Consider the following 23,471-nt stretch of genomic DNA (forward strand, 5'->3'; position numbering starts at 1 on the left):
AAATAGTGGCGTTTTTTTCTATAGCCTTCCTTAAATATCGCATATGAATCTCCTCTTTTCTTTAGGTTTCTGTCATTCTATAAAAAAATTATGCAACCGTCATTCATTATGTTAGATTTTCTCACGCAGTATTTGAAATTATGTTAGATTTTCTTATACGATAGATGAGAAATGCTTTATGATTAGTATAATAAAAGAAAACATTTTTAAAATTGAGGTGACAATTATTGGAGAATGAAGCTTCCTATAAAAGCAGAAAAGTTATTTCGATTGGTACGGTCAGTGAGCTGACAGGTCTAAGTGAGCGGCAGATACGCTATTATGAAGAAAGGAAATTAGTCTTTCCGGAAAGGTCAGACCACGGAAGCCGAAAATATTCTTTTTCAGATGTTGAGAGGCTCATTGATATTGCAAACAAAAGGGAAGAGGGAGTCAGAACAGAAGAAATACGGACAGAATTAAAAAGGAAAAAGAAGAAGGACGATCAACAGGCGCGCAATAAAATGATCCAAGGGCAGCTAAATGCACGATTTGGGCTTCGAAAAAAGTAATCTAGATTAAAGCTGAACATTTGCAGTGCTGGGATGATTGATAACAAGATCAGCATATCAGTCGAGAGCCAGATAAATAATTAGAGACGCGGCTATCAAAATGAATAGCTGATTTTTATGTAATTGTTATAAGTTTTTCTCTCAAAGGTCTTCCTTTTGGCTTTTATTTCCTTTAAGATGTAACCTTATAAAAGTGAATTTTAAAAAATTTGGAAATGAAAAGCAGGTGAGAGAATGGAAAATGAATATTCGCCAACTATAGAAGTCATTGAATTATGCTTACTTGCGGGTAAAATCATGCTGCAAGGGGGTGCAGAAACATATCGCGTGGAGGACACGATGACGAGGATTGCTGCCTCTTTGGGAATTCCTGATTCCCACAGCTATGTTACCCCAACAGGTATCATCTTTTCAACTGATGGTATTGAACCTGCCAAACTTATCCGAATTTCAGAGCGTTCAACGGACTTGTACAAAGTAACTTTGGTTAATGGGATATCGCGAAAAATCGGCAGCGGTGAGCTCGATGGGAAAAGGGCACTTGCCAGGCTGAAGGAAATAGAAACTGCAGACTACACCTTCCCTGTTTATCAGCAGGTCTTGGCGGCTTCGATTGCCAGCGGCTGTTTCCTGATCATGTTTCTGGGACAGTGGATGGATTTTATTCCTGCCATGATTGCAGGGGGATTGGGTTTTGCTACTTTTATTTATGTGCATCGGGTGGTTCAGATCAAGTTCTTTTCCGAGTTCATTGCCTCGCTATTCATTGGAATATTAGCTTATGTGTTTGTAAAAGCTGGAATAGGGACTGAACTTGATAAAATCATTATCGGTTCGGTGATGCCCTTGGTTCCGGGGCTGCTCATTACTAATGCGATCAGAGATTTAATGGCTGGCCATCTTGTTTCCGGTTTGTCCAAGGGTGCTGAAGCTTTTCTCACAGCCTTCGCCATAGGGGCAGGCATAGCTCTAGTGTTTACTTTTTAAACGCTATGATTCCGGATTAACAGATAAAGCAGTAAAACCCTCTGCTTATTAATCCTAAGTGGGGGATAGACTAACCATCAGTTACTCACTGTTGGAAGTTTTTATTATGCGGAGGAAGTTTGTATGTTCATACACTTAATTACAAGTTTTATTGCATCAGCGGGATTTGGTGTCTTATTCAACGCACCAAAAAAGTCATTGCTGAAATGCGGATTTGTCGGGATGGTTGGCTGGTTCATTTATATATGGCTGGTAACCCTGGATTACGATGCGGTCATATCTTCACTGATTGCAGCTTTTACAATTGCCGTGATCAGTCAGATCTTTGCCAGAATGTATAAAACGCCCATCATCATTTTTAGCGTTGCTGGCATCATACCGCTTGTACCAGGCGGACTGGCTTATGATGCCATGCGTAACTTTGTTGAGAACGATTATAATACCGCCATTCAGCTTGCTGCCAAAGCATTTATGATTTCTGGAGCAATCGCGGTTGGGCTGGTGATATCCGAGGTGATTAATCAAATCATCCGCAAGGTTCAATTTAAATCGAAAAGAAGTTATTGATTACTGAAAATTCATCCTCTATAAATTGAACAGCATAAATTCCGTATTGCTAAATATAATAGAGGAGTTAAGTGCTGGCGATGCAAACAAGTATAGAAGAGATTTATAGAGAAATACATACACACATACCGGAAAAGGGAGAAGAGTGATGATCAGCCGTTTCTTAATTTATTATAAGCCACACCACACTTGTAATTGCCCACAGGCACGGCAGCCAATCGAAACGATGACCGGATACGGAAGAAGGTATAATGTTCAATTTCGAAAATAAAGTGGAATCTGAATAGGGTTCCGCTTTTTTGATGATATCAGAATTTATATCCTTTTGTACTTAGAGAACTGTCTAGCTTTAGGTGCCCTAGGCTTTTCTTATGGTTTCGAAGTAAATTAGTACTCTGCAAATTGAGCGGTTTAGCGATTAAATTCAGCAAATAAGCGAAGAAATCTATAAACTAGCAAACACACTCAAAGTGTTGTATATAGTGAGATAATAATTAAAATCCTTTAATAGTCAAGGTGCTTGAAATTGAAAAATATTACTCATCTAAAAAAAGAAAAGAAAAAAGATAGTTTTAGCAATATAAATTTTCAGAATAGTCTAAAAGTACTATCCGACAGTCTCTTTAGATTGGAAGTTTTTAACTAGAACAGGACTTATGTGGTATAGACAACTATACTCAAATTCTATTAAGCTAAAAGTATGTAATGTAAACCTTTTCAAACGCAAAGGAGGTTATTGTATGGGCAAAAATCATAAGAATAAGGGAGGAAATATGAAAAAAACATATATGCATATTGCGCTTACTGCAGCAATTACCACATCACTCTTTATTCCAGCAGAATTTCCAGTAGCTGCGCAAGGCGGGGAAGGAGCTGGATCAACGATGGAAATGAGAGATAAAAAGAGTCCGCATCACAAAGTACATCCGGTATTTTCATGGGATCGCCCTGGACCGATTTCTCCAGTACTGCATCCTGGGTCTGCAACAGGTGCTGGAATGGTTCAGCAGCCGCTTAATAAAATCGATTCAATTATGGAAGGTATGATCGAAGATGGCGTCATGTCTGGGGCTGTAGCTTTTGTTGCAAGAAGGGGCCAAATCGTTAAACAGGATGCCTATGGGTATGCTTACCGTTATAAGGATGATAAATTCACCGAAGCAGAAAATCAAATTGAAATGACAGAAGATACAATCTTCGACCTGGCTTCGATCAGCAAAATTTTTACCACTACCGCTGCTATGCAGTTATATGATGAAGGTTATTTTAAGCTTGATGAACCTGTAGCAAAGTATATACCCGAGTTTGCTGAAAACGGCAAAGAGAGTGTTACAATTCGTCAGCTGATGACTCATACATCAGGTTTCACTGCCTGGATCCCTTTACATTCACAGGGCGGCAGCCGAAAGGACCGTTTGCAAATTGTCTTTAACTATCCATTAGCCAATGAGCCGGGACAAAAGTATTCATACAGCGATCTGAATATGATTACGCTGGGAGCCATGATCGAACGCCTATCAGGACAAAGACTTGATGAGTTTGTAAAAGAGCATATTACTAAACCGCTGGGCATGAAAGATACTATGTATAACCCGCCTGAATCTTTGAAACACAGAATTGCAGCAACTGAATATCAGCCTGCCATAAACCGCGGACTCGTATGGGGCGAAGTTCATGATGAGAATGCATGGTCACTCGATGGTGTCGCAGGCCATGCCGGTGTCTTTTCAACCGCCTCAGATCTTGCGAAATTCGCACATATGTATGTGAATAACGGGCGATATGGCGGAAACCAAATTTTAAAAGAAGAAACAGTTAAAATGCTTATTGAAAATCAAATTCCGCAATTTCCTGGAAATGATCATGGTCTCGGCTGGGAGCTGGGCCAGGGGTGGTTTATGGATGCATTGTCTGAAGGGAATTCGCTTGGGCACACAGGGTATACGGGAACTTCCATTGTAATTAACCGAAATAACGGCACAATTGCGATTCTCCTAACAAATCGTGTACACCCTTCAAGAAATACAGTTACAACGAATATTGCTAGAAGAGCCTTTGCGAGGCAAGTAGCCGATGCCATTCCGGTATCCATTCCTGGAAAAGGCGACGCCTGGTTCTCTGGATATGGTGATAAAGCCCAGCACCTTTTAACAGCTAAAGTGGATGTTGAAAAAGATGCGGTCCTGTCTTTCGAGACATGGTACAGAACCGAAACCAATTATGATAAGGGCTATGTAGAATTTTCTGAGGATGGCTTTAATTGGACAAAAGCTACAGAACCAATCACAGGAAGCAGTGTTGATTGGAAAAATGAAGAAGTGGAGATTCCTGCTGGAACAAAACATGTTCGATTCAGATACGAGACAGATGGTTCCACAAACGGACGAGGATGGTATGTTGATAACATTAAAGTGAAGAGTTCAGAAAGCCAAACAGTTGAACCAGAGTTCACAGGAAATGGCTGGCAAGAGAGAAATTACTAGGGTTCCATGAATTGGAGAAAGGTAAGCATAAGGGATTCGAAAAAATGCAGTTAGGAAGGTGTAAGAAATGATAAAAGCGCGGAAAGGAATCTTTCTTTCTCTTCTCGCCTTAATGCTGGCAGTCTCGCAGCTCTGGTTAGGTGCACAAATGAAGAAGGTTTCGGCGGAAGGAAACATTAAGGATCTAATCATCCTGCAAAATGTGCCGCAAATAGCCGCTGATGCGAGTGGCGAGAAAATTGAGTTAAATGCCATTCATGTCTTTAAAGAAGGACATTTCATGAAAGTCTCTTCTGGTGTTGAATGGAAGTCTTCCAATAAAAATATTGCGACCGTTGATCAGAATGGCCATGTGACCTTAACCGGTCACAACGGCAGAACGTTCATCAGTGTGAAGGATGGCCAGTTTAAAGACCGGATCGCTATTGATTACAAAGTGGATTCAAACCGAACTGTCAAAGGCAAGCCAGCTTCAAAAGCGACTGTGATCAAGCAACAGGGAGATCGTTATAATATTATCAGCCATGCAATCAGCAAACTTTCAATTGAAGAAAAAGTTGGCCAGATGCTGATGCCTGATTTCCGCAATTGGAAGGGCAACAATGTAACTGAAATGCTTCCTGAGATTGAACAGCTTGTACAGGATTATCATTTAGGCGGAGTCATACTATTCCGTGAAAATGTTGTTACAACTGAGCAGACAGCGAAGTTAGTATCCGGCTACCAAGCTGCTTCTGAAAAGTTCGGTTTGTTAATGACAATTGACCAGGAAGGCGGTATCGTTACTCGTCTTCAATCCGGAACAGATATGCCGGGGAATATGGCACTTGGAGCGGCCAAATCAGAAGAAATTTCCCGTAAAGTCGGGAAAACGATTGGTGAAGAGCTGGCTTCCCTTGGAATCAATATGAATTTTGCACCTGTCATGGATGTAAACAATAATCCGGATAACCCGGTAATTGGAGTGCGATCATTTGGTGAAGACCCTGAGCTTGTCGCAAAAATGGGTGTCGCCTATACAGAGGGACTGCAAACAGCGGGTGTAGCGGCAACAGCCAAGCACTTTCCAGGGCATGGAGATACAGCAGTAGACTCCCATCTTGGTTTGCCGGAAGTACCTCATGAAAAGGATCGCTTAAAAGAAGTTGAATTATATCCTTTCCAAAAAGGGATGGAAGCAGGAATTGATGCCATCATGACTGCTCATGTAACCTTCCCTAAAATCGATGATACAAAAGCGATCTCACAAAAAACAGGTGAGGAGATCGCGGTTCCTGCCACACTTTCGTATAAAGTGCTAACCGAATTAATGAGAGATGAAATGGGCTATGAAGGTGTCATAACAACAGACGCCATGAACATGAAAGCTATTGCAGACCATTTTGGTCCGATTGATGCTGCTATCCGTGCAGTAAAGGCAGGAACAGATATTGTACTCATGCCTGTGGGACTCGAAGAAGTTGCTGATGGTCTGCTCGACGCAGTGGAAAGCGGTGAGATTACAGAAGAACAGATTGAGGCTTCCGTTGAAAGAATTCTAACGCTGAAACTCAAACGCGGAATTATTAAAGAAGAAACACCCCTCCCGATTGAAGAAAAAATTGCACAAGCACTTGAGGTTGTTGGATCTCTAGAGCATAAGCAAGTGGAAAAAGAGGCAGCTGAGCGCTCCATTACATTAGTAAAAAATGAAGGAGCTGCATTGCCGTTAAAGGTTGAAGAAGCTGATGAGATTGTAGTCGTCGGGAATACGTACATTGCAAGCCTGGGGGAGGCAATTAGTAAGCGTCACAAAAATACAGCTGTTATGCAAACATCAGAATATATATTAACGGACGCTCAGCGTCAGCAAATAAAGGATGCCAGTGCAGTAATTGTTGGATCCTACACTTATAATGTATCGGGCCGATCACCGAACAGCGATCAAATGAAACTGATTAACTCCATTATAGATGAAACCGACGCACCGGTAATAGGTGTTGGCATCCGCAACCCATATGACATAATGGCATATCCGGAAGTTGATGCCTACCTTGCACAATACGGATTCAGAACAGCAAGCTTTGGGGCAACGGCAGCAGCCATCTTCGGCCAAGTCAACCCTTCCGGTAAATTGCCGGTGACAATTCCCGGGCAGGATGGCAGTGGTTTATATAAATTTGGACATGGGTTGCGCTATTAAAGTTTGAAGTTCTTTCTGTTTAGATCAGTGAAGAAAAGTGATATCAACGGAATTTCCAATATATCTATTAAATTTAGAGATATATCATCGAAACCGAAATGGACTGGACAAGCCTTTTTCAGGTTTTGTCCAGATCCCGTTTTCAAACACGGAGGGAAATCAAATGAAAAAGTGGTTTATGTCTTTCTTGACAATGATTCTAGTACTCTCTTCTTTATCTGTAGTGCTTGCAGACAATGGAAATGGCAAAGCGAAAGGCAAGGATAAAAAGTTCCAGCTGGGTGTTGAAGTGCTTTTAAAAGAGCAAAAGCATCTGATTGAAGGAAAAAAAGTAGGGCTGATTACAAATCCAACTGGGGTGGATCAGGATCTTAACAGCATTGTTGATCTCTTGCATAATGACCCGGATGTTGAGTTGACTGCTTTATATGGACCGGAGCATGGAGTCCGCGGAAGCGCACAGGCGGGGGAATATGTTGAATTTTATATCGATGAAATAACAGGCGTGCCAGTATACAGTTTATACGGGAATACAAAAAAGCCTACACCGGAAATGCTTGAAAATGTAGATGTGCTTCTATTTGACATCCAGGATGTAGGAACCCGTTTCTACACATACATTTATACAATGGCTAATGCAATGGAAGCTGCCGAAGAGAACGATATTCCTTTCATCGTCTTGGACCGTCCAAATCCCCAGGGAGGGACAAAAGTTGAGGGACCTGTGCTTGACATGAAATATTCTTCATTTGTAGGAAACTATTCAATTCCGCTTCGCCACGGCATGACTGTAGGTGAGCTTGCAGAGTTGTTCAATAAGGAATTTGGTATAGGCGCAGATTTAACGGTTGTAGAAATGAACGGATGGAAGCGCAATATGTATTATGACGACACGAATCTCCCATTTGTCATGCCTTCACCCAATATGCCAACAATAGAGACAGCGTTGGTATATCCCGGTGCTGCATTAATCGAAGGAACAAATGTCTCTGAGGGACGTGGAACAACTAAGCCATTCGAATTAATCGGTGCACCGTTCATCAATGCTGATGATTTGGCATCTCACTTGAACAGTCTGAATCTGCCTGGTGTGGCTTTCAGAGCTGCTTCCTTTATGCCGAGCTTTTCAAAACATGCTGGGAGACTCTCACATGGTATTCAAATCCATATTACACAACGCAATGCGTTCAAGCCGGTAGAGACAGGACTTCATATCGTCAAAGCGATTCATGATATGTATCCGGATCACTTCCAATTCCGTGCTGAAAATAATGCAGGCATTTCATTTTTTGATAACCTCATGGGGAATGGATGGATCCGTGCTGCAATTGAAGATGGGCAATCTGTAGAGGAAATCTCTGTCCGATGGCAACAGGAATTGAACGAGTTCAATCAAACACGTGAACAATACTTGCTCTACTAAACTAGCAAAAAGAAAAAAGAACTTGGTGAGGAACCTCACCAAGTTCTTTTTTCCTATTCTGTGACTTTCGACATATTTCGGGTGGTGCCTGGTTCTGAAAAATAAAGCCTGTTCATAGAAATTATAAAAATGTAAAAAGAAAGAGGTGTTTGGAATGTTGGAGTTTTTACAAAGGATTGGTAAGTCTTTGATGCTTCCGATTGCGATTATGCCGGCTGCGGCACTATTGCTGAGGCTTGGACAGGATGACCTTTTAGGAATTCCGTTTATCTCTGCAGCCGGGAATGCGGTATTTGGCCACTTGGCTCTTCTGTTTGCGATAGGGATTGCTATTGGGTTCTCGAAGGATGGCAGCGGAGCAGCGGCGCTTGCCGGCGCAGTTGGCTATTTCGTGTTGTCAGAAGGTGCTGTTGCTATTAATGACACAATCAATATGGGGGTTTTCGGAGGGATCATTTCCGGTATTATTGCAGGGCTATTATACAATAAATATCATAATATTAAACTGCCGGATTGGCTTGGATTCTTTGGCGGGAAGCGATTTGTTCCGATTATTACATCGCTTGTGATGCTAATCATCGCGTTCCTGTTTGGCTATGTTTGGCCGCCGGTCCAGGCAGGGATCAACAGCGTCGGGGACTGGATTATCGGCGCTGGAGCTGCGGGTGTAGGTGTTTTCGGCTTCATGAATCGCCTTTTAATTCCAATTGGTCTGCATCATATTCTAAACACACTAGTATGGTTTGAGTTTGGAGAATTTACAAATGCAGCAGGGGATGTCATTAAAGGAGACTTATGGCGCTTCCTTGCTAAAGACCCATCTGCCGGTATTTTTATGGCCGGATTCTTCCCAATCATGATGTTCGGATTGCCTGGAGCGGCGTTCGCAATGATTGCAGCAGCTAAAAAGGAAAGAAGAAAAGTGATGACCGGTGCATTGGCGGGCCTCGCATTTACCTCCTTCTTGACTGGTATTACAGAGCCGATTGAATTCTCATTTATGTTCTTATCGCCTGTTTTATATTTCATTCATGCTATATTAACAGGTTTGGCTATGTCTATAGCATATATTCTTGATATCCATCATGGATTTGGATTTTCAGCAGGGGCATTGGATTATTTTCTGAACTTTGGTATTGCAGAGAAGCCGATACTCCTGACTGGAATCGGCCTCATCTATGCACTTCTCTATTTTGTGATCTTCTATTTCCTTATAAAAAAATTAGACTTGAAAACGCCAGGACGAGAAGATGAGATAGAAGGCGAAATTGAAGAGAACTCCTCTGTTAAAGACAACTACGTGGAAGCAGCAAATCAGTATCTTGCTGCACTGGGCGGAAATGATAATCTTGTGGAGGTTGACAACTGTGTCACCCGCCTTAGGTTAAAGGTCAGAGATATGTCGCTGGTGGATGAAGCTCGATTAAAACAGCTCGGTTCAAAAGGGGTCATTAAACTGAGCAAAACCAGCCTCCAAGTCATTGTTGGGACGGATGTTGAATTCCTTTCAAATGAATTAAAGAAAATATAAAGTGAAAGCTGGCACTCTTTATTTAAGGGGCCAGCTTTTTGCATCCTAAGGGTAATACATAGAAGGAGTAAAAGTTCTTTTGGTTTAGTTACTTTCGTAAAATTAGTTGCTTTCGAACTAATATTAATCAGCGGTAAAAAATTTTTAAGTGAAAAAAGCAATCTACGAGAAAAGAGCCTTTGATTTTTAGCTAAATGGGAAAAAATTCTTGTCATTTTCTTCAGATGATTAATTAGAAATTTAATAGAGAAATAAAAAAACTAATGGACAAGCGCACTTTTTTACTGGACTATGATGTTCGCTTATGCATGTCCACACATTATACATAACATGACTACGTAAGGGTTCCCTTATTAAATGACTATAGAGGGGGGATATGACCATGCTAGCACCTTTAACAATTTTGGTTGTTATTTTATTGGCTGTCGTTTTATTATTAGCAAGTATTCTAGCACCTTCAACAGCAGGCGCGATCAGAAACGCAATCTGCTCACTCCTGGAGTGTGCCTAGGACAGAAAGGATATTTGCGAGAAACCCCGGAAGCACCGGGGTTTTTCCTATATTAGGGACATTCCCCCAATTCATAATCCAAATAGATGTTTGTCCACTGCCAATAGGGCGCAGATTCATAGAATGATAAGAGAAAACGAAAAGGCGGGCTTAAATTATGAAAGAAAAAAACAAGGAATATAGAAACAATAACAAAAAAATATCATCTGAGAAATCGGAAGCTGTGCAAAAGCTGGCGGCAAACTTAATTGAAGACGAGAAAAATCTTGATTTCGGGTCTATTTTCAAGATGGCCAACAAATTATTAAAGGATGATTCATTAAAGGAATTAGTAGAAGAAATCAATAAAGAGCCTAGGGGAACTATAAAGGATTTAGTGGAAGAGGCAAACGAAGATAACACTGATCTTACTAATTTGAGAAAAGAAATAGGTCAATTAAAGAAAGAACTCGAAAAAACACAAATAGAAGTAGCCGAATTAAAAAAGCAAAATGCTTCTCTATTAGGCCTATATCTAAAGGTAGTAAATGCTGCAAATCAAGATTTTAAAAAGGGTGTTGGGCTTATTACAGGATTAAGCAAACTGTTAAAATAGGAAATAAATAAAAGCAAAAGCCACGTATGAGATTGCAGATAAAAAAATCCCATAAGCCTGGTTTGTAAAGTAGAATTACTGTTAATTAAAAAGTTTCGTAAAGCGATAAAAAGGTATTGTGCATTGAAGAGAAATCAGTGATAATCTTTTAAAGATAGAGTATGACTCATCTATAATTTTGCTGATGAGGGGGAGTACAATTGAAAATTCGTGTTTCCGCAGTGCAGTATCATTTGCACACCATTCGTTCATTTGAAGACTTTGCAAAACAGTGCGAGCATTATATTAAAACAGCTCAGGAATTTAGATCGGAATTTGTTTTATTTCCGGAGTTTTTTACAACCCAGCTTCTGTCAATCGGGAGCGAGCAGGGAACCAGTTTGACAATAAATGAGCTGCCTGGATTTACAGATCAATATCGAACACTTTTCTCAAAATTTGCTCAAGAAACAAATATGCATATCATCGGCGGCACCCATGTTATTAATCGAGATGGCCGCTTGTTTAATGTTGCCCATTTATTTTATCCAGATGGCCGAATTGAAGAGCAGGCTAAGCTGCATATTACACCCACTGAGGTTCATGAATGGAATATGTCATCGGGTGAAGGGCTGCATGTCTTTGATACTGAAAAAGGCAGAATCGCCATTTTGACATGCTACGATATAGAGTTCCCTGAAATCGTCCGTATGGCTAAAGCAAAAGGCGCAGACGTTATTTTCTGTCCTTCCTGCACGGATGACCGCCATGGCTTCCATCGTGTCCGATACACAAGCCATGCACGTGCCATTGAAAACCAGGTGTATGTGGTGGTAACCGGGACAATCGGATCTCTTCCTACCGTTGACTTCATGCGTGCCAATTTCGGCCAGGCGGCTATTATCACACCTAATGACATTCCATTCCCGTCTAATGGGATTATGGTGGAAGGTGAGCTGAATGACGATATGATAGTAACCGCCGACCTTGATTTAGGCTTATTATATGAAGTTCGTGAACGCGGCTCAGTGACAACCTGGCGTGACCGCAGAACCGATTTATATATAGATTGGGAAAAAAGGAACATAGAAGGATAAAAAATGGGGTACAAAAGTGATTTTTATGTATTTGATGCAGATAACCGGTGCCTGTTACCATTCGAAGCTATACAAAGGCGGATTTTGATGACTTGATTGAAATTCAGTCTGAATGTTTTCCTCCTCCTTTTCCATCTGAACTTTGGTGGAATAAAGAGCAATTGAATAATCACACAGAACTATTCCCTGAAGGTGCACTATGCATTGAAGTGGATGGAATATTGGCTGGATCCTTAACAGGGCTGATAGTTGATTTTGATCCGTAACATCCTGCACACACATGGGAAGAAATAACAGATAATGGCTATATCCGAAATCACGACCCTCATGGAAACACGTTGTATATCGTGGATATCAGTGTTCCTCCAAAGTTCCGTAAGCTTGGACTTGGAAAACTAATGATGCAGTCAATGTATCAAGTTGTGGTGCAGCTAAGGCTTGAACGGATGCTTGGAGGGGCCGCATGCCTGGATACAGTAAAGCAGCTCAAAATTTATCACCACTGGAATATTTACAAAAGGTGATTGACGGGGGGATGAAAGATCCTGTTATCACATTTTTATTAAAATGCGGTAGAACCCCTGTGAGTATTGTTGAAAATTATCTAGAAGATGAGGAGTCACTTAATTATGCTGTTTTAATGGAGTGGAAAAATCCATTTAAGCAGTAAAAGGACCTGATTTCTGCTTTATGCCCTCTGACATCTTCAGAGCTAGTAATCAACTTCCTATCAGCATACTACGCCCTGCTTTCAACTAAACAGAAAGAATGGGTTACAAAGATTGATCGATTACAAAAAAAGAAAAGATTGGATTATTACTTTTATAAATTCCTCTCAGGCCTTTGTTTTTCAGAATCTATTTTTATGCAAGGTTTAGGCGGCCTCAGGGAAAGGTATAGATAAAAAAATACTGCAAGAGGAAGAGAGGATGTCCAATGGTTATAAAAAGATTAATAAAAGCATTTATTTTAAAAAATGGGGCCACCTTAGTAAAGCGGTATGTTGTCCCTGCAATAAAAAGAAAACTGAAAAGCAGAAGATAAAAAGTTTAAAGCATTTTCCGCAACAGGAAGATGCTTTTTAATTTTCATTGTTAACTGCAGGATGGAGATTTAACTTCAAGCATTAGGAGCAAAGGACTATCGGAGAGCAGTGAACGCCTTGATTGGTATCAACGAATTAAACCAGAAATTGTTTTTTTTATGATATCAGAATTTATATCCATTTGAACTTAGAGAACTGTCTAGAGCAAGCAGCCTGCCCCCTGGAGGTCACAAGCTTGTCTAGTTGCGGCTCCTAGGGACTCGGGATCATAAGCCAATCCCTTACAGAAGGAAAGAACACCTTCTTACAGGGCTTGTCTTATGCCTGTCGTCCCTGGGCAGTCGCCTCCACATTTCGGTTTGTCTAGTTGCGGCTCCTAGGGACTCGGGATCATAAGCCAATCCCTTACAGAAGGAAAGAACACCTTCTTACAGGGCTTGTCTTATGCCTGAGGCCCGCAGGACAAGGAAGGCTTCGTCAGCAAATCTTTTGGCACTAAGAAAAAAGCGGTAGCTTTTTTTGAGGATAAACATCGCACGACCGAAAGCGGCAGCTGTTGGGAGGATGCGGGTCATGAAGACGTTGCCACAGGACGTGGCGGTCTTAGTCTGCGTTCCTTCATGGGCAAGGCGCCCTGCGCTTTTCTTATATTAAATATCTTGGGCATATCTTTCATTTGGTATTTTAGAAAGCATCACATAGAGGCTTGCAGGTTCATCTCCATTGTTTTGAAATGCAAATTCTTCTTCTCCGCTTGCATGAATCACATCCTTTGCTGTCACTTCAGAGGGATCTCCATTTATGAATAGTGTTCCTTTTCCTTGTAGTACTAATAAATACACATCAGTGCCAGAGTGTTTATGGGCGGGTAGCTCTTGTCCAGGCATAAAATTAAGTACAAAAACGGTACTTTCTCCTTTATTAAAAAGAATTCGCTTTGTAAATTGTTTTTCATTATATTCAATTGATTGTGCAAATGATTTTTTCTCCATTTTAACAGCTTCCATTACTAGTGATTACACCTCAATGATAATGAATTTCATTCTTCCAGGTGATGATTGATATCACTTCCCCCACTTTTAAAGAATGAGGAGCTAAATTGGCCAATATCATATACTAAACGTTTAACTTTCTTATACACGGGTAGTCAAAACTTATGAAACTGAAATATTGAAAGGATGTTGATTGAGTTGCCAGGTCCTCTGAACATAAAAATAAATGGAGTAGAAATGAAAGCAAATGCGGGCCAAACCGTACTGCAATTATTAAATGACAGTTCAATTGAGATCCCTCAGGTGTGTTACCATCCGAGTCTGGGTGCGATTGAAACATGTGACACATGCATTGTTTCTGTAAACGGTGAACTGGTGCGATCCTGTTCTACAAAAATTAAAGATGGGGATGTTATTGATACTCTAGACTCTGATGTGAAAGAAGCGCAGACGATTGCCATGGACAAAATTCTTTATAACCATGAGCTGTATTGTACAGTCTGTGATTATAATAATGGGGGATGTGAAGTACATAACACAGTTAAAGCCATGAAAATCAATCATCAAAGCACCCCATTTGATCAAAAGCCATATGAAAAGGATGAATCACACCCTTTTTACAGATACGACCCTGATCAATGTATTCTGTGTGGCCGGTGTGTAGAGGCTTGCCAGGATGTTCAGGTGACAGAGACTCTATCAATTGACTGGGAACGCGGGCGGCCAAGAGTTATATGGGATAATGATGTTCCTATTAATGAATCATCATGTGTTTCATGCGGCCATTGTTCTACTGTTTGTCCGTGTAACGCAATGATGGAGAAAGGGATGGAAGGAGAAGCTGGCTTTCTTACAGGGATAGCGAAAGATACACTTCGCCCAATGATTGAAATTACCAAAAATGTGGAAACAGGCTATGGATCTATCCTGGCCATTTCTGATATGGAAGCAGCAATGCGTGAGGAAAAAATTAAAAAAACGAAAACGGTGTGTACTTATTGCGGTGTTGGATGCAGTTTTGATGTCTGGACAAAGGGCAGGGAAATCCTTAAGGTTGAGCCCCAGGCAGAAGCGCCTGCCAATGGAATTTCCACCTGTGTAAAAGGGAAATTTGGCTGGGACTTTGTAAACAGTGAGGAGCGCTTAACCAAGCCGTTAATCAGAGAAGGGGAATCTTTCCGTGAAGCTGAGTGGGAGGAAGCGTTGGATCTGATTGCGCGAAAATTCACTGAAATTAAACAAAGTCATGGGCCTGATGCCCTAAGCTTTATCACTTCTTCAAAATGTACTAATGAGGAATCTTATCTAATGCAGAAATTGGGCAGAGCAGTCATTGGAACAAATAATGTCGACAACTGCTCAAGATATTGCCAGACACCTGCGACGGCAGGATTGTTCCGCACTGTCGGTCATGGCGGGGATGCCGGGTCCATTGAAGATGTTAAAAACTCTGAATTAGTCCTTATTATCGGTTCAAATACATCTGAATCACATCCCGTATTATCAACACGGATCAAACGTTCGCAGAAGCTAAATGGCCAAAAGGTCATCGTGGCGGATTTGAGGGAACATGAAATGGCCGAACGTTCAGACCTATTTGTTCGACCGCGTGCCGGCACCGATATGGTATGGCTTTCTGCTGTGACAAAATATATCATCGACAAGGGGTGGGCAGACGAGAAATTTATAAAAGAAAAAGTGAATGGCTTAGACGAGTTTGTCACGAACCTTGAGAAATATACGATGGAGTATGCAGAAAAAATAACTGGCATTTCAAAGGAAAGTTTAATTAAAATTGCAGAAATGATCTATCAAGCAAATACTGTATGTGCCCTATGGGCGATGGGCGTTACCCAGCACCTTGGCGGCAGTGATACGAGTACGGCTATCTCAAACTTGCTTCTGGTAACTGGAAACTATGCTAAACCAGGTGCGGGTGCCTATCCTTTACGGGGCCACAATAATGTACAAGGTGCAGGAGACTTTGGAAGCAGCCCGGATAATCTGCCTGGCTATCAAAAAGTGACAGATCCTGAAGTGAGAAACAAGTTTGAAAGGGCATGGGGAGTAAAGCTGCCTGAGAAAGTGGGATTGAACAATCATGAAATGGTCGAAGGCATTCATGAAGGAAAACTCAAGGGCATGTACTTAAAAGGAGAGGACATGGGAATTGTTGATTCCAATATTAATTATGTGCAAGCCGCTTTTGAAAAACTGGATTTCTTTGTAGTCCAGGACATTTTCTTATCTCGTACAGCCGAGTTTGCAGATGTCGTTCTGCCGGCAAGTCCAAGTCTAGAAAAAGAAGGTACATTCACAAATACAGAAAGACGAATTCAGCGATTATACCAGGCAGTTGATCCGGTTGGAGAATCTAAGCCTGATTGGCAGATCATTATTGAAGTGGCCAACCGCCTTGGTGCAGGCTGGATATATACTCATCCAAGTGAAATTATGGCAGAGGCAGCCAGGCTGATGCCAATTTACTCTGGTGTAACTTATGAAAGATTGGAAGGATACAAGAGTCTGCAATGGCCGGTGGCAGAAGATGGAACTGACAGTCCACTATTGTATACAGAAGGTTTCCCGTTTCCGGATGGCAAAGCCAGGCTTTATCCTGTTGACTGGACACCTGCACTTGAGTTCCCGATAGAGTATGATATTCATGTCAATAATGGACGCCTGCTGGAGCATTTCCATGAAGGCAATATGACTTACAAATCAAAAGGAATTACCTCAAAAACACCTGAAGTCTTCCTGGAAGTCTCGCCTGATCTTGCGGCTGAACGCGGACTGAAGGATGGTACCCTTGTGCGCCTGACTTCTCCTTATGGAAATGTAAAAGTAAAATGCCATATTACGGACAGGGTTAAAGGCAAGGAAGTTTACCTGCCGATGAACGATAGAGGCGAAGCAGCTATTAACCTCTTAACAAGCAGCTATGCTGATAAGGATACGGATACTCCGGCATACAAGGAAACAAAGGTGAAAATGGAAATTCTAAGTGAGGAAGGAACCAATCCACTGCCAAAAATCAATCATCGCTATGGAAATCCTCAGCCGCAAATAGGGGTAAATGTTCAGAAAAAGTGGGCCAGAAAGGATTATGTCTTCCCTGGAGATCTGGTTAAAAAGGAGCGGAAGCAGCATGGCTAAAGCGATTAATAAAATTAAACGATTTGAGCTAAGTGCGGAGGATAAACGAAAGAAAGACCTGGAAGAGGTAGAGAACGCCCTTATAGACAATAAGGAATCTATTCTCGAACTTCTCTCTATCGTTAACCATATGCATGACCGAGGCGTGCTCAATTTATTAAATGGCTTATTTGGGCAGGGAGATAAAGTAATGAATGTACTGGTTAAAGCAGTAGATAAGCCGGAAGCGACGAATACGATTAAGAACCTCCTTCTAATGGTTGGAACACTTGGTACGATAAATGTCCAGCAGTTGGAGCCACTGCTGTTAAAATTAAATTCCGGTATAGCCCGAGTTGCGGAATATAAAGAAACAGAAGATAGAACGAGTTATTTTGATTTGGTCAGGGTACTGAAAGATCCTGAAGTAAATAGAGCTGTTACACTCCTGATTACTTTTCTTAAAGGAATGGGAGAAGACACAAGCGGAATGGAAAGAAATACACAGCTTCCTGAAGACCAAGACCTTCATAAAAGGGAAAAAAATGAAAGAGACGTTTCCCCTAATAAAAGAGAGTGAGATTAACCAGAGGCGAGCACAGCCTCTGGTTTTTAGGTCATTATAATCCTTTATTTGTAAAATTTAAAGGGTAATAGGTGTGGCTTTTGGCGAGTTTTTGAAGAAAATCACGGAATAAGCAAAATTTCTGTGGAAATCTGGAAAATCATGTACTAGAATGAAAATATAGACAAAAATGAAGCAAATGGCTTAAGAGATTCATATAGACTACACTGCAGAAGAGAAAGTTTTAGAAAGAGGGTAATAAGGTGGGCATTATAAATGAAGATAATTTCATTGAAACAGTCCACATGAAGGGATTGCAAATTTCCTTACTTGCTTCCGGGGACGGAACAGAGGTTATATATCATAAATTGGATCCTGGTACTAGATGGGGATTGGAGCCATTAGAGGGTGGAGAAGCTTTAGAATATCTTCATTTACTTTCTGGTGAATTACTCTTAAAAGACTCTACAGGGGAAAAGACTTTAAAGCCAGGGGATTCTTTTCATAGATGGCCAGTTAATGAGCATCATATATTTAAATCTATAGGCTCAACAGAGTTTCTGTATGTTACATCTCATCCTGTCTTTCACTATTACAGCCGCGTCACAAACGAACTAAGAGATTTAGTTGTCTCTATTGAAGAGAAAGATGGTTACACCAGTGATCATTGCGATAGAATTACTAAGATGTCCATGATAATGGCCGATGTTCTTGGTTTAGATTCTAAGCAAATTTTAAGATTAAATCTTGCTTCTTTTTTACATGATATAGGTAAAATTAAAGTGCCATTAGAAATTCTACAGAAACCGGGAAAGCTTACACTAGAAGAATGGGAAATTATGAAAAACCATTCTACATATGGTAGAGAAATATTGGAGAAAACAGGACTTCCTAGTTTAATAGAGGCTGGGAGAGTAGTAGAGCAGCATCATGAGAGATATGATGGTAAAGGGTATCCCAAGGGATTAAAAGGCGAAGATATATCAATTGAGGCAGCAATAATTTCTGTTGTAGATTCTTTTGACGCAATGACTACTGATAGGGTCTATCAGAAAAGAAGATCTGCTGAGAAAGCTATAGAGGAATTAATTAGATGCAGTGGAACAATGTACAATCCACATATTTTAAATACGTTTTTAAAAATAAAAAATAGATTAATAAAACTTTAAAAGGGGAGAGAACATGAAAAAGGTTGGATTCTTATTATTAAGCCTTCTGTTAGTACTTGTAATTAATGTAAAATCATCAGAGGCTGCATACTTATCAGAGTATGATAAGTATGTAGAAGTTTCCTATGAAGAAGCAAGATATATTGCAGATTTAATGGGTTTGCAGAAATATGAATTAGGAGAAGAAACTGCAAAACTATCATTTGAAATGCAGGAAAACCTAATCGCGAAAATTGAGAAAATTCTTAAAACGGAAATTGACCATTATTATATTTGGCTTACTGTTAATGGAGAAACGGTTTTAGGAATTGACCCTCCACATCCAATGTTCTAATTTATAGCAAGTTAAAGTGTAATAGCTTTAACTTGCTATTCTTATTTACTCCGTTAAATTGCTGATTAACCTTGGGTTTTTCGCTTCTAATATTAATGCGGAAATGGAAAAATATAGGCCGATTCATTTTCTCTACTGTATCCCCTATATCCGTAATTCCTTAATTTATTTCCTTCCGTTTCCTCTAAGACCATCATGTGATATCTTCATTAACCTCGCCTGCAACAGATTCTGTCCTGTTAAGAACGTCAAGGTCACGTAAAGAGACAATTCCAACAAGCTTGCCATCATCTAAGATGGGAAGGCGGCGAGTTTGAACCTTTTCCAAAATATCTCAATGCTAACTTGTTTTTTTCGATATAATTCTTTCCGGGTGAGAATATACATTGAAACTGTTTCCCCGAATGAAACCTACTGCTGTAATATTAAGATCATTTGCCAGCTTAATGGCAAGATTAGTAGGTGCAGATTTTGAAAGGATGATGCCAACCCCGATCTTTGCCGCTTTCAATAAAACCTCTGAAGAAATTCTTCCGCTAAATGCAATGACTTTATCCCTAACTGGTATGTGTTTTTCGATGCAATAGCCAAATAATTTATCTAGTGCATTGTGGCGTCCGATATCAGTTCTTCTAACAATTAATTCATCTGCTGAAAATAATGCGGCATTATGTACTCCGCCAGTTTCCTGGAAAGTTACACTGCTTTTTTGCAGCTGTTCCATAAATGAAATACATTGCTGCGGAGTCAAAGTAGTTTTAGAAGTTGATGTTTTCGCAGTGCGTGCATCATTATGAAAATAAAATTGCCTGCTCTTTCCACAGCATGAACCAATAAACCTTTTGGAATGGAACTCATGGCTGGGTGTTTCAGACTTTATATATAAATCTACATATGCAAACCCTTTGCTTTCGTCTATTTGAATGTTTTTGATTTCGTCTGATCTCCGGATAAAGCCTTCTGATGCAAGGAAACCAATTGTCAGTTCCATGATGTTTTCCGGGCTGCAAACCAGTGTGGCGAACTCTTCGCCATTAAGATGAATGGTTAATGGGTGTTCCGAAACAATCTCATCAACTATTTCCTGTAAAACACCATCTTGAAACCTAACAATTTTACTGCTCTGGCTGATTTGGCTGTCCATATAAGCCGCCTCCTAAATTCTGCTCAACTAAGAAAGATATTAGCATAAAAATTTATTAAGGCAAGAAATTAATACTGACATAGTGTTAATGAGGTTTGTGGTGCCAGGTACCTAGGCCTGTTGTCCGATTGGTCTAGATACCTGGCACCGGTTTTTTGTTTGACAATTATTCCGATTATTGCTTAACTTAGTAAAGCAATACTAGTATAGGTTTCGAGTTTTTTAAATTTTGTTTAGCTATTAAATGTGTATTTGAGGGTTGGAAGATGAATAAGTATGAGGCTGAATTTAGTAATTTAGTGCGCTCTTTCAGAAAAAAGCATATGGGCAAAGGGCCAAGCCAGGTTCGGACGACTTTTTGCAAAAACTGGGCAATTTGTGAAATGGAGGGCAATCTTTCCCCCGTTGAAAAGTTTATAGCCAGTGCAGATGAAGGAAAGCAAATGCTTAGGGCGGCCCGAACAGAAATGGTTAAAGAAATGTATAAGAAAAATCGTCCGGCAGAAATGGAAGAATTTCTGCAGGCAAAGTTGATAGACCTCTTCGTAGATATTGATATAGAACGTGACTTTGGAATGTCGGTCTTCGTATTTGACCAGAATATTCAAAGTAAATTTAATGATTAGCAACTAACCGGAAAATCCGTTTAGCGGTTAGTGTTAAAAAAGGCTGAAATCTTGTGGCTCAAGATTTCAGCCTTTTTTATTAAAAGAACATACAGGAAAAATGTCATATGCAACTGGCGAAAAATGTGGTTTAATGTCATGTTTGAAATACTTTTGTAATATTAATATTACAAGCCTGTTAAAAACGGGTGGTATAATCCTCCATGGATAGACAAATTTACTACGTCTTTTTAAAATCATTTTAAAAAAATATATACATAGTTCAATAGATCTATATTAAGCATATTGGCTTTTGATAGCCAAGTACATATAAGAAAGCAGGTAATGACATTGAAAAAGAGGCTGCTCGTTTTAAATACTACTATTATGCTAGGGCTTGGTAGTGCATTTTCGATACCTGGCGCATACGCAGAGTCTATTAATAAGCTGCAAAATCAGAAAAGTGAAATCCAGCAGGAGCGAACCGATTTACAATCACAGCTTGCTAAGGCCGACCAAGAGCTTGTTTCAGTATTAAAAGAAATTGCAGACCTAAATGTAAAAATACATAGAGTGGAGAAAGCAATCAAAGATAACAATAAATTAATAGAAGAGACACAAGCCAATATTGAGGATACTCAAAATGAAGTTGATCAATTAAAAGCTGAAATGGCTGTCATTGAAGAAAGGATTGAAAAAAGAAGTACTATCTTAAAACAACGTGCCCAGTCTTTCCAGGAGAGCGGTGGAACAGTTGCTTATTTAGATGTTCTTCTTGGTTCGACCAGCTTCAGTGATTTTGTTGACCGAGTAGGGGCTGTTACTACATTCGTCCAGGCAGACAAAGAATTAATGGCTGAACAAGAACGTGATAAACAAGCTATGGAAGATAAAAAGACTGCAGTAGAAGCAGAGTTAGCCAAATTAACCAGCATGATGACCGAATTAAAAGGCATGCAGGCCAATTTGGAAGAGCAAAAGCAGCAGAATAGCTCTTTAACTCAGCAGTTGAAAGAAAAAGAAAATGTGATTGCCGAAAAGAAGGCAAAGCTTCAAAAAGAAGATCGCGAATATGCAGCCGCGCTGGCTCAGATTGAACAAAGTATGGCGGCCTCTATAGTTTCATATGCAACTCCCTCAGCTGGTGGGGCAGCTGTTATGAATAATCAATCTTCTGTAAATAAATCAAAATCAAGCAGCTCCAGCAGTTCAGCACCGAAACAAACTGTAAATGGAAGCAGTGCAGTCAGCATTGTTACAACTGCAGGCAATAAATATATTGGCAATTCCGTTTATGTGTTTGGCGGCGGAAGAAATGCCTATGATATTGCAAATGGGCGATTTGACTGCTCAGGGTTTGTTCATTGGTCATTTGCCCAGGCAGGAATTACAGTAGGAGCAAGTACCGATTCACTTAAATATGCTGGGCGTCAGGTTTCTGCAAGCCAGATGAAGCCGGGCGATCTTGTTTTCTTTAATACATATAAAAAGGACGGACATGTCGGCATTTATCTTGGCGGCGGAAAGTTTATCGGCTCACAAAGTTCTACCGGTGTTGCCATTGCAAATATGTCTAGCGGCTATTGGAAATCAGTATTTAACGGGCGTGTAGTCCGAATAATAGAATAAAAGAATAAGAACGTAAAACCTGACCAACAAACGAACAGTATGATGGTCAGGTTTTTTTGCTGTCTAATGCACTATATGGAGTCAGCTTATTAAAAATGAAGCTGTTTAATAATTATAATCTTAAATAAATTCTAAATATTTTATTGATTATTGCAATTCATCATGCTTTAATAATAATTAACAATCAACTTATCAGATATGTGATATCTTTATGGAAAGGAGGCATGAAGATGAATGTGAAAAAGATATCTAACCGGAAAATTTCAGAATTGGCTGCTGAGCAAATTGAAGAGATGATCTCAAAAGATTCCTTTGAGCCCGGGGATAAACTTCCGTCTGTCAGGGAGTTATGCGAATTGTTCGGGGTTGGGCGATCTGCTGTCAGGGATGCACTTACTTCTTTACAGGGGAAAGGGATCGTCCAGATAAAACAGGGAGAAGGAACATTTATTTGCAGGTTTGATTCCTCGAAACTATTTAATAGCCACCACTTGCATCCAGGCATAAAAGACATACAGGAATTGTTTCAGGCAAGAAAAATGGTGGAAACAGGACTTGCTGAAATGGCGGCAAAAAATCGCTCAGAAAAGGATCTCGCCAAAATGAAAGAGCTGATTTCCGGTGCAGCCATCCATGGATGGGAGGAGGATTACCAATTCCACATGGCGATTGCCCATGCTGCAGGAAATGATATACTTATTCAATTTGTCCAGTTCATTTCAGAAACAATGAAAAAATCTATGATGGATTTCCATCAATATATCCAGACACAGGCTGAAATAGCAAAAAAAATAGAAGAGCAGCATATGGATATCTTTTTATCTATTAGGAATAAGCAGCCGGAACAGGCACATTATAGCATGATTGAACATCTGGATTTGGTGGAGCAGTTTTTGCAAATGAGTATACTACAGGAACAATAGTGTATTTTTTTGAAAAAATAAAGA

General features: G+C 40.2%; 19 protein-coding genes and 1 pseudogene. 17 read left to right on the plus strand and 3 right to left on the minus strand.

Features of this window, described 5'->3' with window-relative positions; translation table 11 throughout:
• The first annotated feature begins 227 nt into the window (after nt 1-227).
• The 10 genes and pseudogenes from NCCP133_RS08320 to NCCP133_RS08365 all read left to right on the plus strand — a co-directional run bounded on the left by NCCP133_RS08320 (nt 228) and on the right by NCCP133_RS08365 (nt 12,576).
• Complete coding sequence (locus tag NCCP133_RS08320; protein ID WP_264804465.1) at nt 228-551, plus strand: MerR family transcriptional regulator; 324 nt, start codon at nt 228-230, stop codon at nt 549-551.
• Nucleotides 552-785: 234 nt separating this feature from the next.
• Complete coding sequence (locus NCCP133_RS08325; protein ID WP_264804466.1) at nt 786-1,538, plus strand: threonine/serine exporter family protein; 753 nt, start codon at nt 786-788, stop codon at nt 1,536-1,538.
• A gap of 123 nt (nt 1,539-1,661) precedes the next feature.
• The gene (locus NCCP133_RS08330; protein WP_264804467.1) at nt 1,662-2,105 is read left to right on the plus strand and encodes a threonine/serine exporter family protein; all 444 of its coding nucleotides are present in this window, start codon (nt 1,662-1,664) and stop codon (nt 2,103-2,105) included.
• Between the two features lie 773 nt (nt 2,106-2,878).
• A complete protein-coding gene (locus NCCP133_RS08335) occupies nt 2,879-4,588 on the plus strand; it encodes a serine hydrolase (protein WP_442874251.1) in 1,710 nt (569 codons plus the stop codon).
• Between the two features lie 67 nt (nt 4,589-4,655).
• Nucleotides 4,656-6,770 carry a glycoside hydrolase family 3 protein gene (locus NCCP133_RS08340; protein ID WP_264804468.1) on the plus strand — a complete coding sequence of 705 codons (2,115 nt, stop codon included), beginning with the start codon at nt 4,656-4,658 and terminating at the stop codon, nt 6,768-6,770.
• 163 nt (nt 6,771-6,933) lie between these two features.
• Nucleotides 6,934-8,193, plus strand: a complete 1,260-nt coding sequence (locus NCCP133_RS08345; RefSeq protein WP_264804469.1) for an exo-beta-N-acetylmuramidase NamZ family protein — start codon at nt 6,934-6,936, stop codon at nt 8,191-8,193.
• A 154-nt stretch (nt 8,194-8,347) separates the two neighbouring features.
• Nucleotides 8,348-9,724, plus strand: a complete 1,377-nt coding sequence (nagE, locus tag NCCP133_RS08350) for an N-acetylglucosamine-specific PTS transporter subunit IIBC (protein ID WP_264804470.1) — start codon at nt 8,348-8,350, stop codon at nt 9,722-9,724.
• 668 nt (nt 9,725-10,392) lie between these two features.
• Entirely contained in the window at nt 10,393-10,830 is a 438-nt protein-coding gene (locus NCCP133_RS08355; RefSeq protein ID WP_264804471.1) for a hypothetical protein, read from the plus strand.
• A gap of 200 nt (nt 10,831-11,030) precedes the next feature.
• Nucleotides 11,031-11,906 (plus strand): carbon-nitrogen hydrolase family protein, encoded by an 876-nt coding sequence (locus NCCP133_RS08360; protein ID WP_264804472.1) that lies wholly within the window; start codon nt 11,031-11,033, stop codon nt 11,904-11,906.
• Nucleotides 11,907-11,909: 3 nt separating this feature from the next.
• Nucleotides 11,910-12,576 (plus strand): annotated as a pseudogene (locus NCCP133_RS08365) (GNAT family N-acetyltransferase).
• A 1,025-nt stretch (nt 12,577-13,601) separates the two neighbouring features.
• Here the strand turns inward: NCCP133_RS08365 and NCCP133_RS08370 are convergent.
• Nucleotides 13,602-13,958 carry a cupin domain-containing protein gene (locus NCCP133_RS08370; RefSeq protein ID WP_264804473.1) on the minus strand — a complete coding sequence of 119 codons (357 nt, stop codon included), beginning with the start codon at nt 13,956-13,958 and terminating at the stop codon, nt 13,602-13,604.
• 171 nt (nt 13,959-14,129) lie between these two features.
• Here NCCP133_RS08370 and fdhF point away from each other — a divergent pair, with 171 nt between their 5' ends.
• The 4 genes from fdhF (at nt 14,130) to NCCP133_RS08390 (ending at nt 19,146) form a co-directional block, all read left to right on the plus strand.
• Nucleotides 14,130-17,099 (plus strand): formate dehydrogenase subunit alpha, encoded by a 2,970-nt coding sequence (gene fdhF / locus NCCP133_RS08375; RefSeq protein ID WP_264804474.1) that lies wholly within the window; start codon nt 14,130-14,132, stop codon nt 17,097-17,099.
• Entirely contained in the window at nt 17,092-17,658 is a 567-nt protein-coding gene (locus NCCP133_RS08380; protein WP_264804475.1) for a DUF1641 domain-containing protein, read from the plus strand. Before fdhF ends, NCCP133_RS08380 begins: the two co-directional genes overlap by 8 nt.
• Before the next feature lie 248 nt (nt 17,659-17,906).
• Complete coding sequence (locus NCCP133_RS08385) at nt 17,907-18,812, plus strand: HD-GYP domain-containing protein (RefSeq protein ID WP_264804476.1); 906 nt, start codon at nt 17,907-17,909, stop codon at nt 18,810-18,812.
• A 13-nt stretch (nt 18,813-18,825) separates the two neighbouring features.
• Nucleotides 18,826-19,146 (plus strand): 8-amino-7-oxononanoate synthase, encoded by a 321-nt coding sequence (locus NCCP133_RS08390; protein ID WP_264804477.1) that lies wholly within the window; start codon nt 18,826-18,828, stop codon nt 19,144-19,146.
• Between the two features lie 193 nt (nt 19,147-19,339).
• Here NCCP133_RS08390 and NCCP133_RS08395 read toward each other — a convergent pair whose 3' ends face one another.
• Nucleotides 19,340-19,474, minus strand: a complete 135-nt coding sequence (locus NCCP133_RS08395) for a CBS domain-containing protein (RefSeq protein ID WP_264804478.1) — start codon at nt 19,472-19,474, stop codon at nt 19,340-19,342.
• Nucleotides 19,475-19,486: 12 nt separating this feature from the next.
• Complete coding sequence (fdhD, locus tag NCCP133_RS08400) at nt 19,487-20,290, minus strand: formate dehydrogenase accessory sulfurtransferase FdhD (protein ID WP_264804479.1); 804 nt, start codon at nt 20,288-20,290, stop codon at nt 19,487-19,489.
• Nucleotides 20,291-20,556: 266 nt separating this feature from the next.
• Here fdhD and NCCP133_RS08405 point away from each other — a divergent pair, with 266 nt between their 5' ends.
• The 3 genes from NCCP133_RS08405 to NCCP133_RS08415 all read left to right on the plus strand — a co-directional run bounded on the left by NCCP133_RS08405 (nt 20,557) and on the right by NCCP133_RS08415 (nt 23,447).
• Nucleotides 20,557-20,916: a DUF2294 domain-containing protein gene (locus tag NCCP133_RS08405; RefSeq protein WP_264804480.1), complete on the plus strand. Its 360-nt coding sequence runs from the start codon at nt 20,557-20,559 to the stop codon at nt 20,914-20,916.
• 330 nt (nt 20,917-21,246) lie between these two features.
• Nucleotides 21,247-22,524 (plus strand): coiled-coil domain-containing protein, encoded by a 1,278-nt coding sequence (locus NCCP133_RS08410; RefSeq protein ID WP_442874248.1) that lies wholly within the window; start codon nt 21,247-21,249, stop codon nt 22,522-22,524.
• Nucleotides 22,525-22,754: 230 nt separating this feature from the next.
• A complete protein-coding gene (locus NCCP133_RS08415) occupies nt 22,755-23,447 on the plus strand; it encodes a FadR/GntR family transcriptional regulator (protein ID WP_264804482.1) in 693 nt (230 codons plus the stop codon).
• The last annotated feature ends 24 nt before the right edge of the window (nt 23,448-23,471 follow it).

This window comes from Cytobacillus sp. NCCP-133 (genome assembly GCF_026011715.1).
GTDB lineage: Bacteria > Bacillota > Bacilli > Bacillales > Cytobacillaceae > Cytobacillus.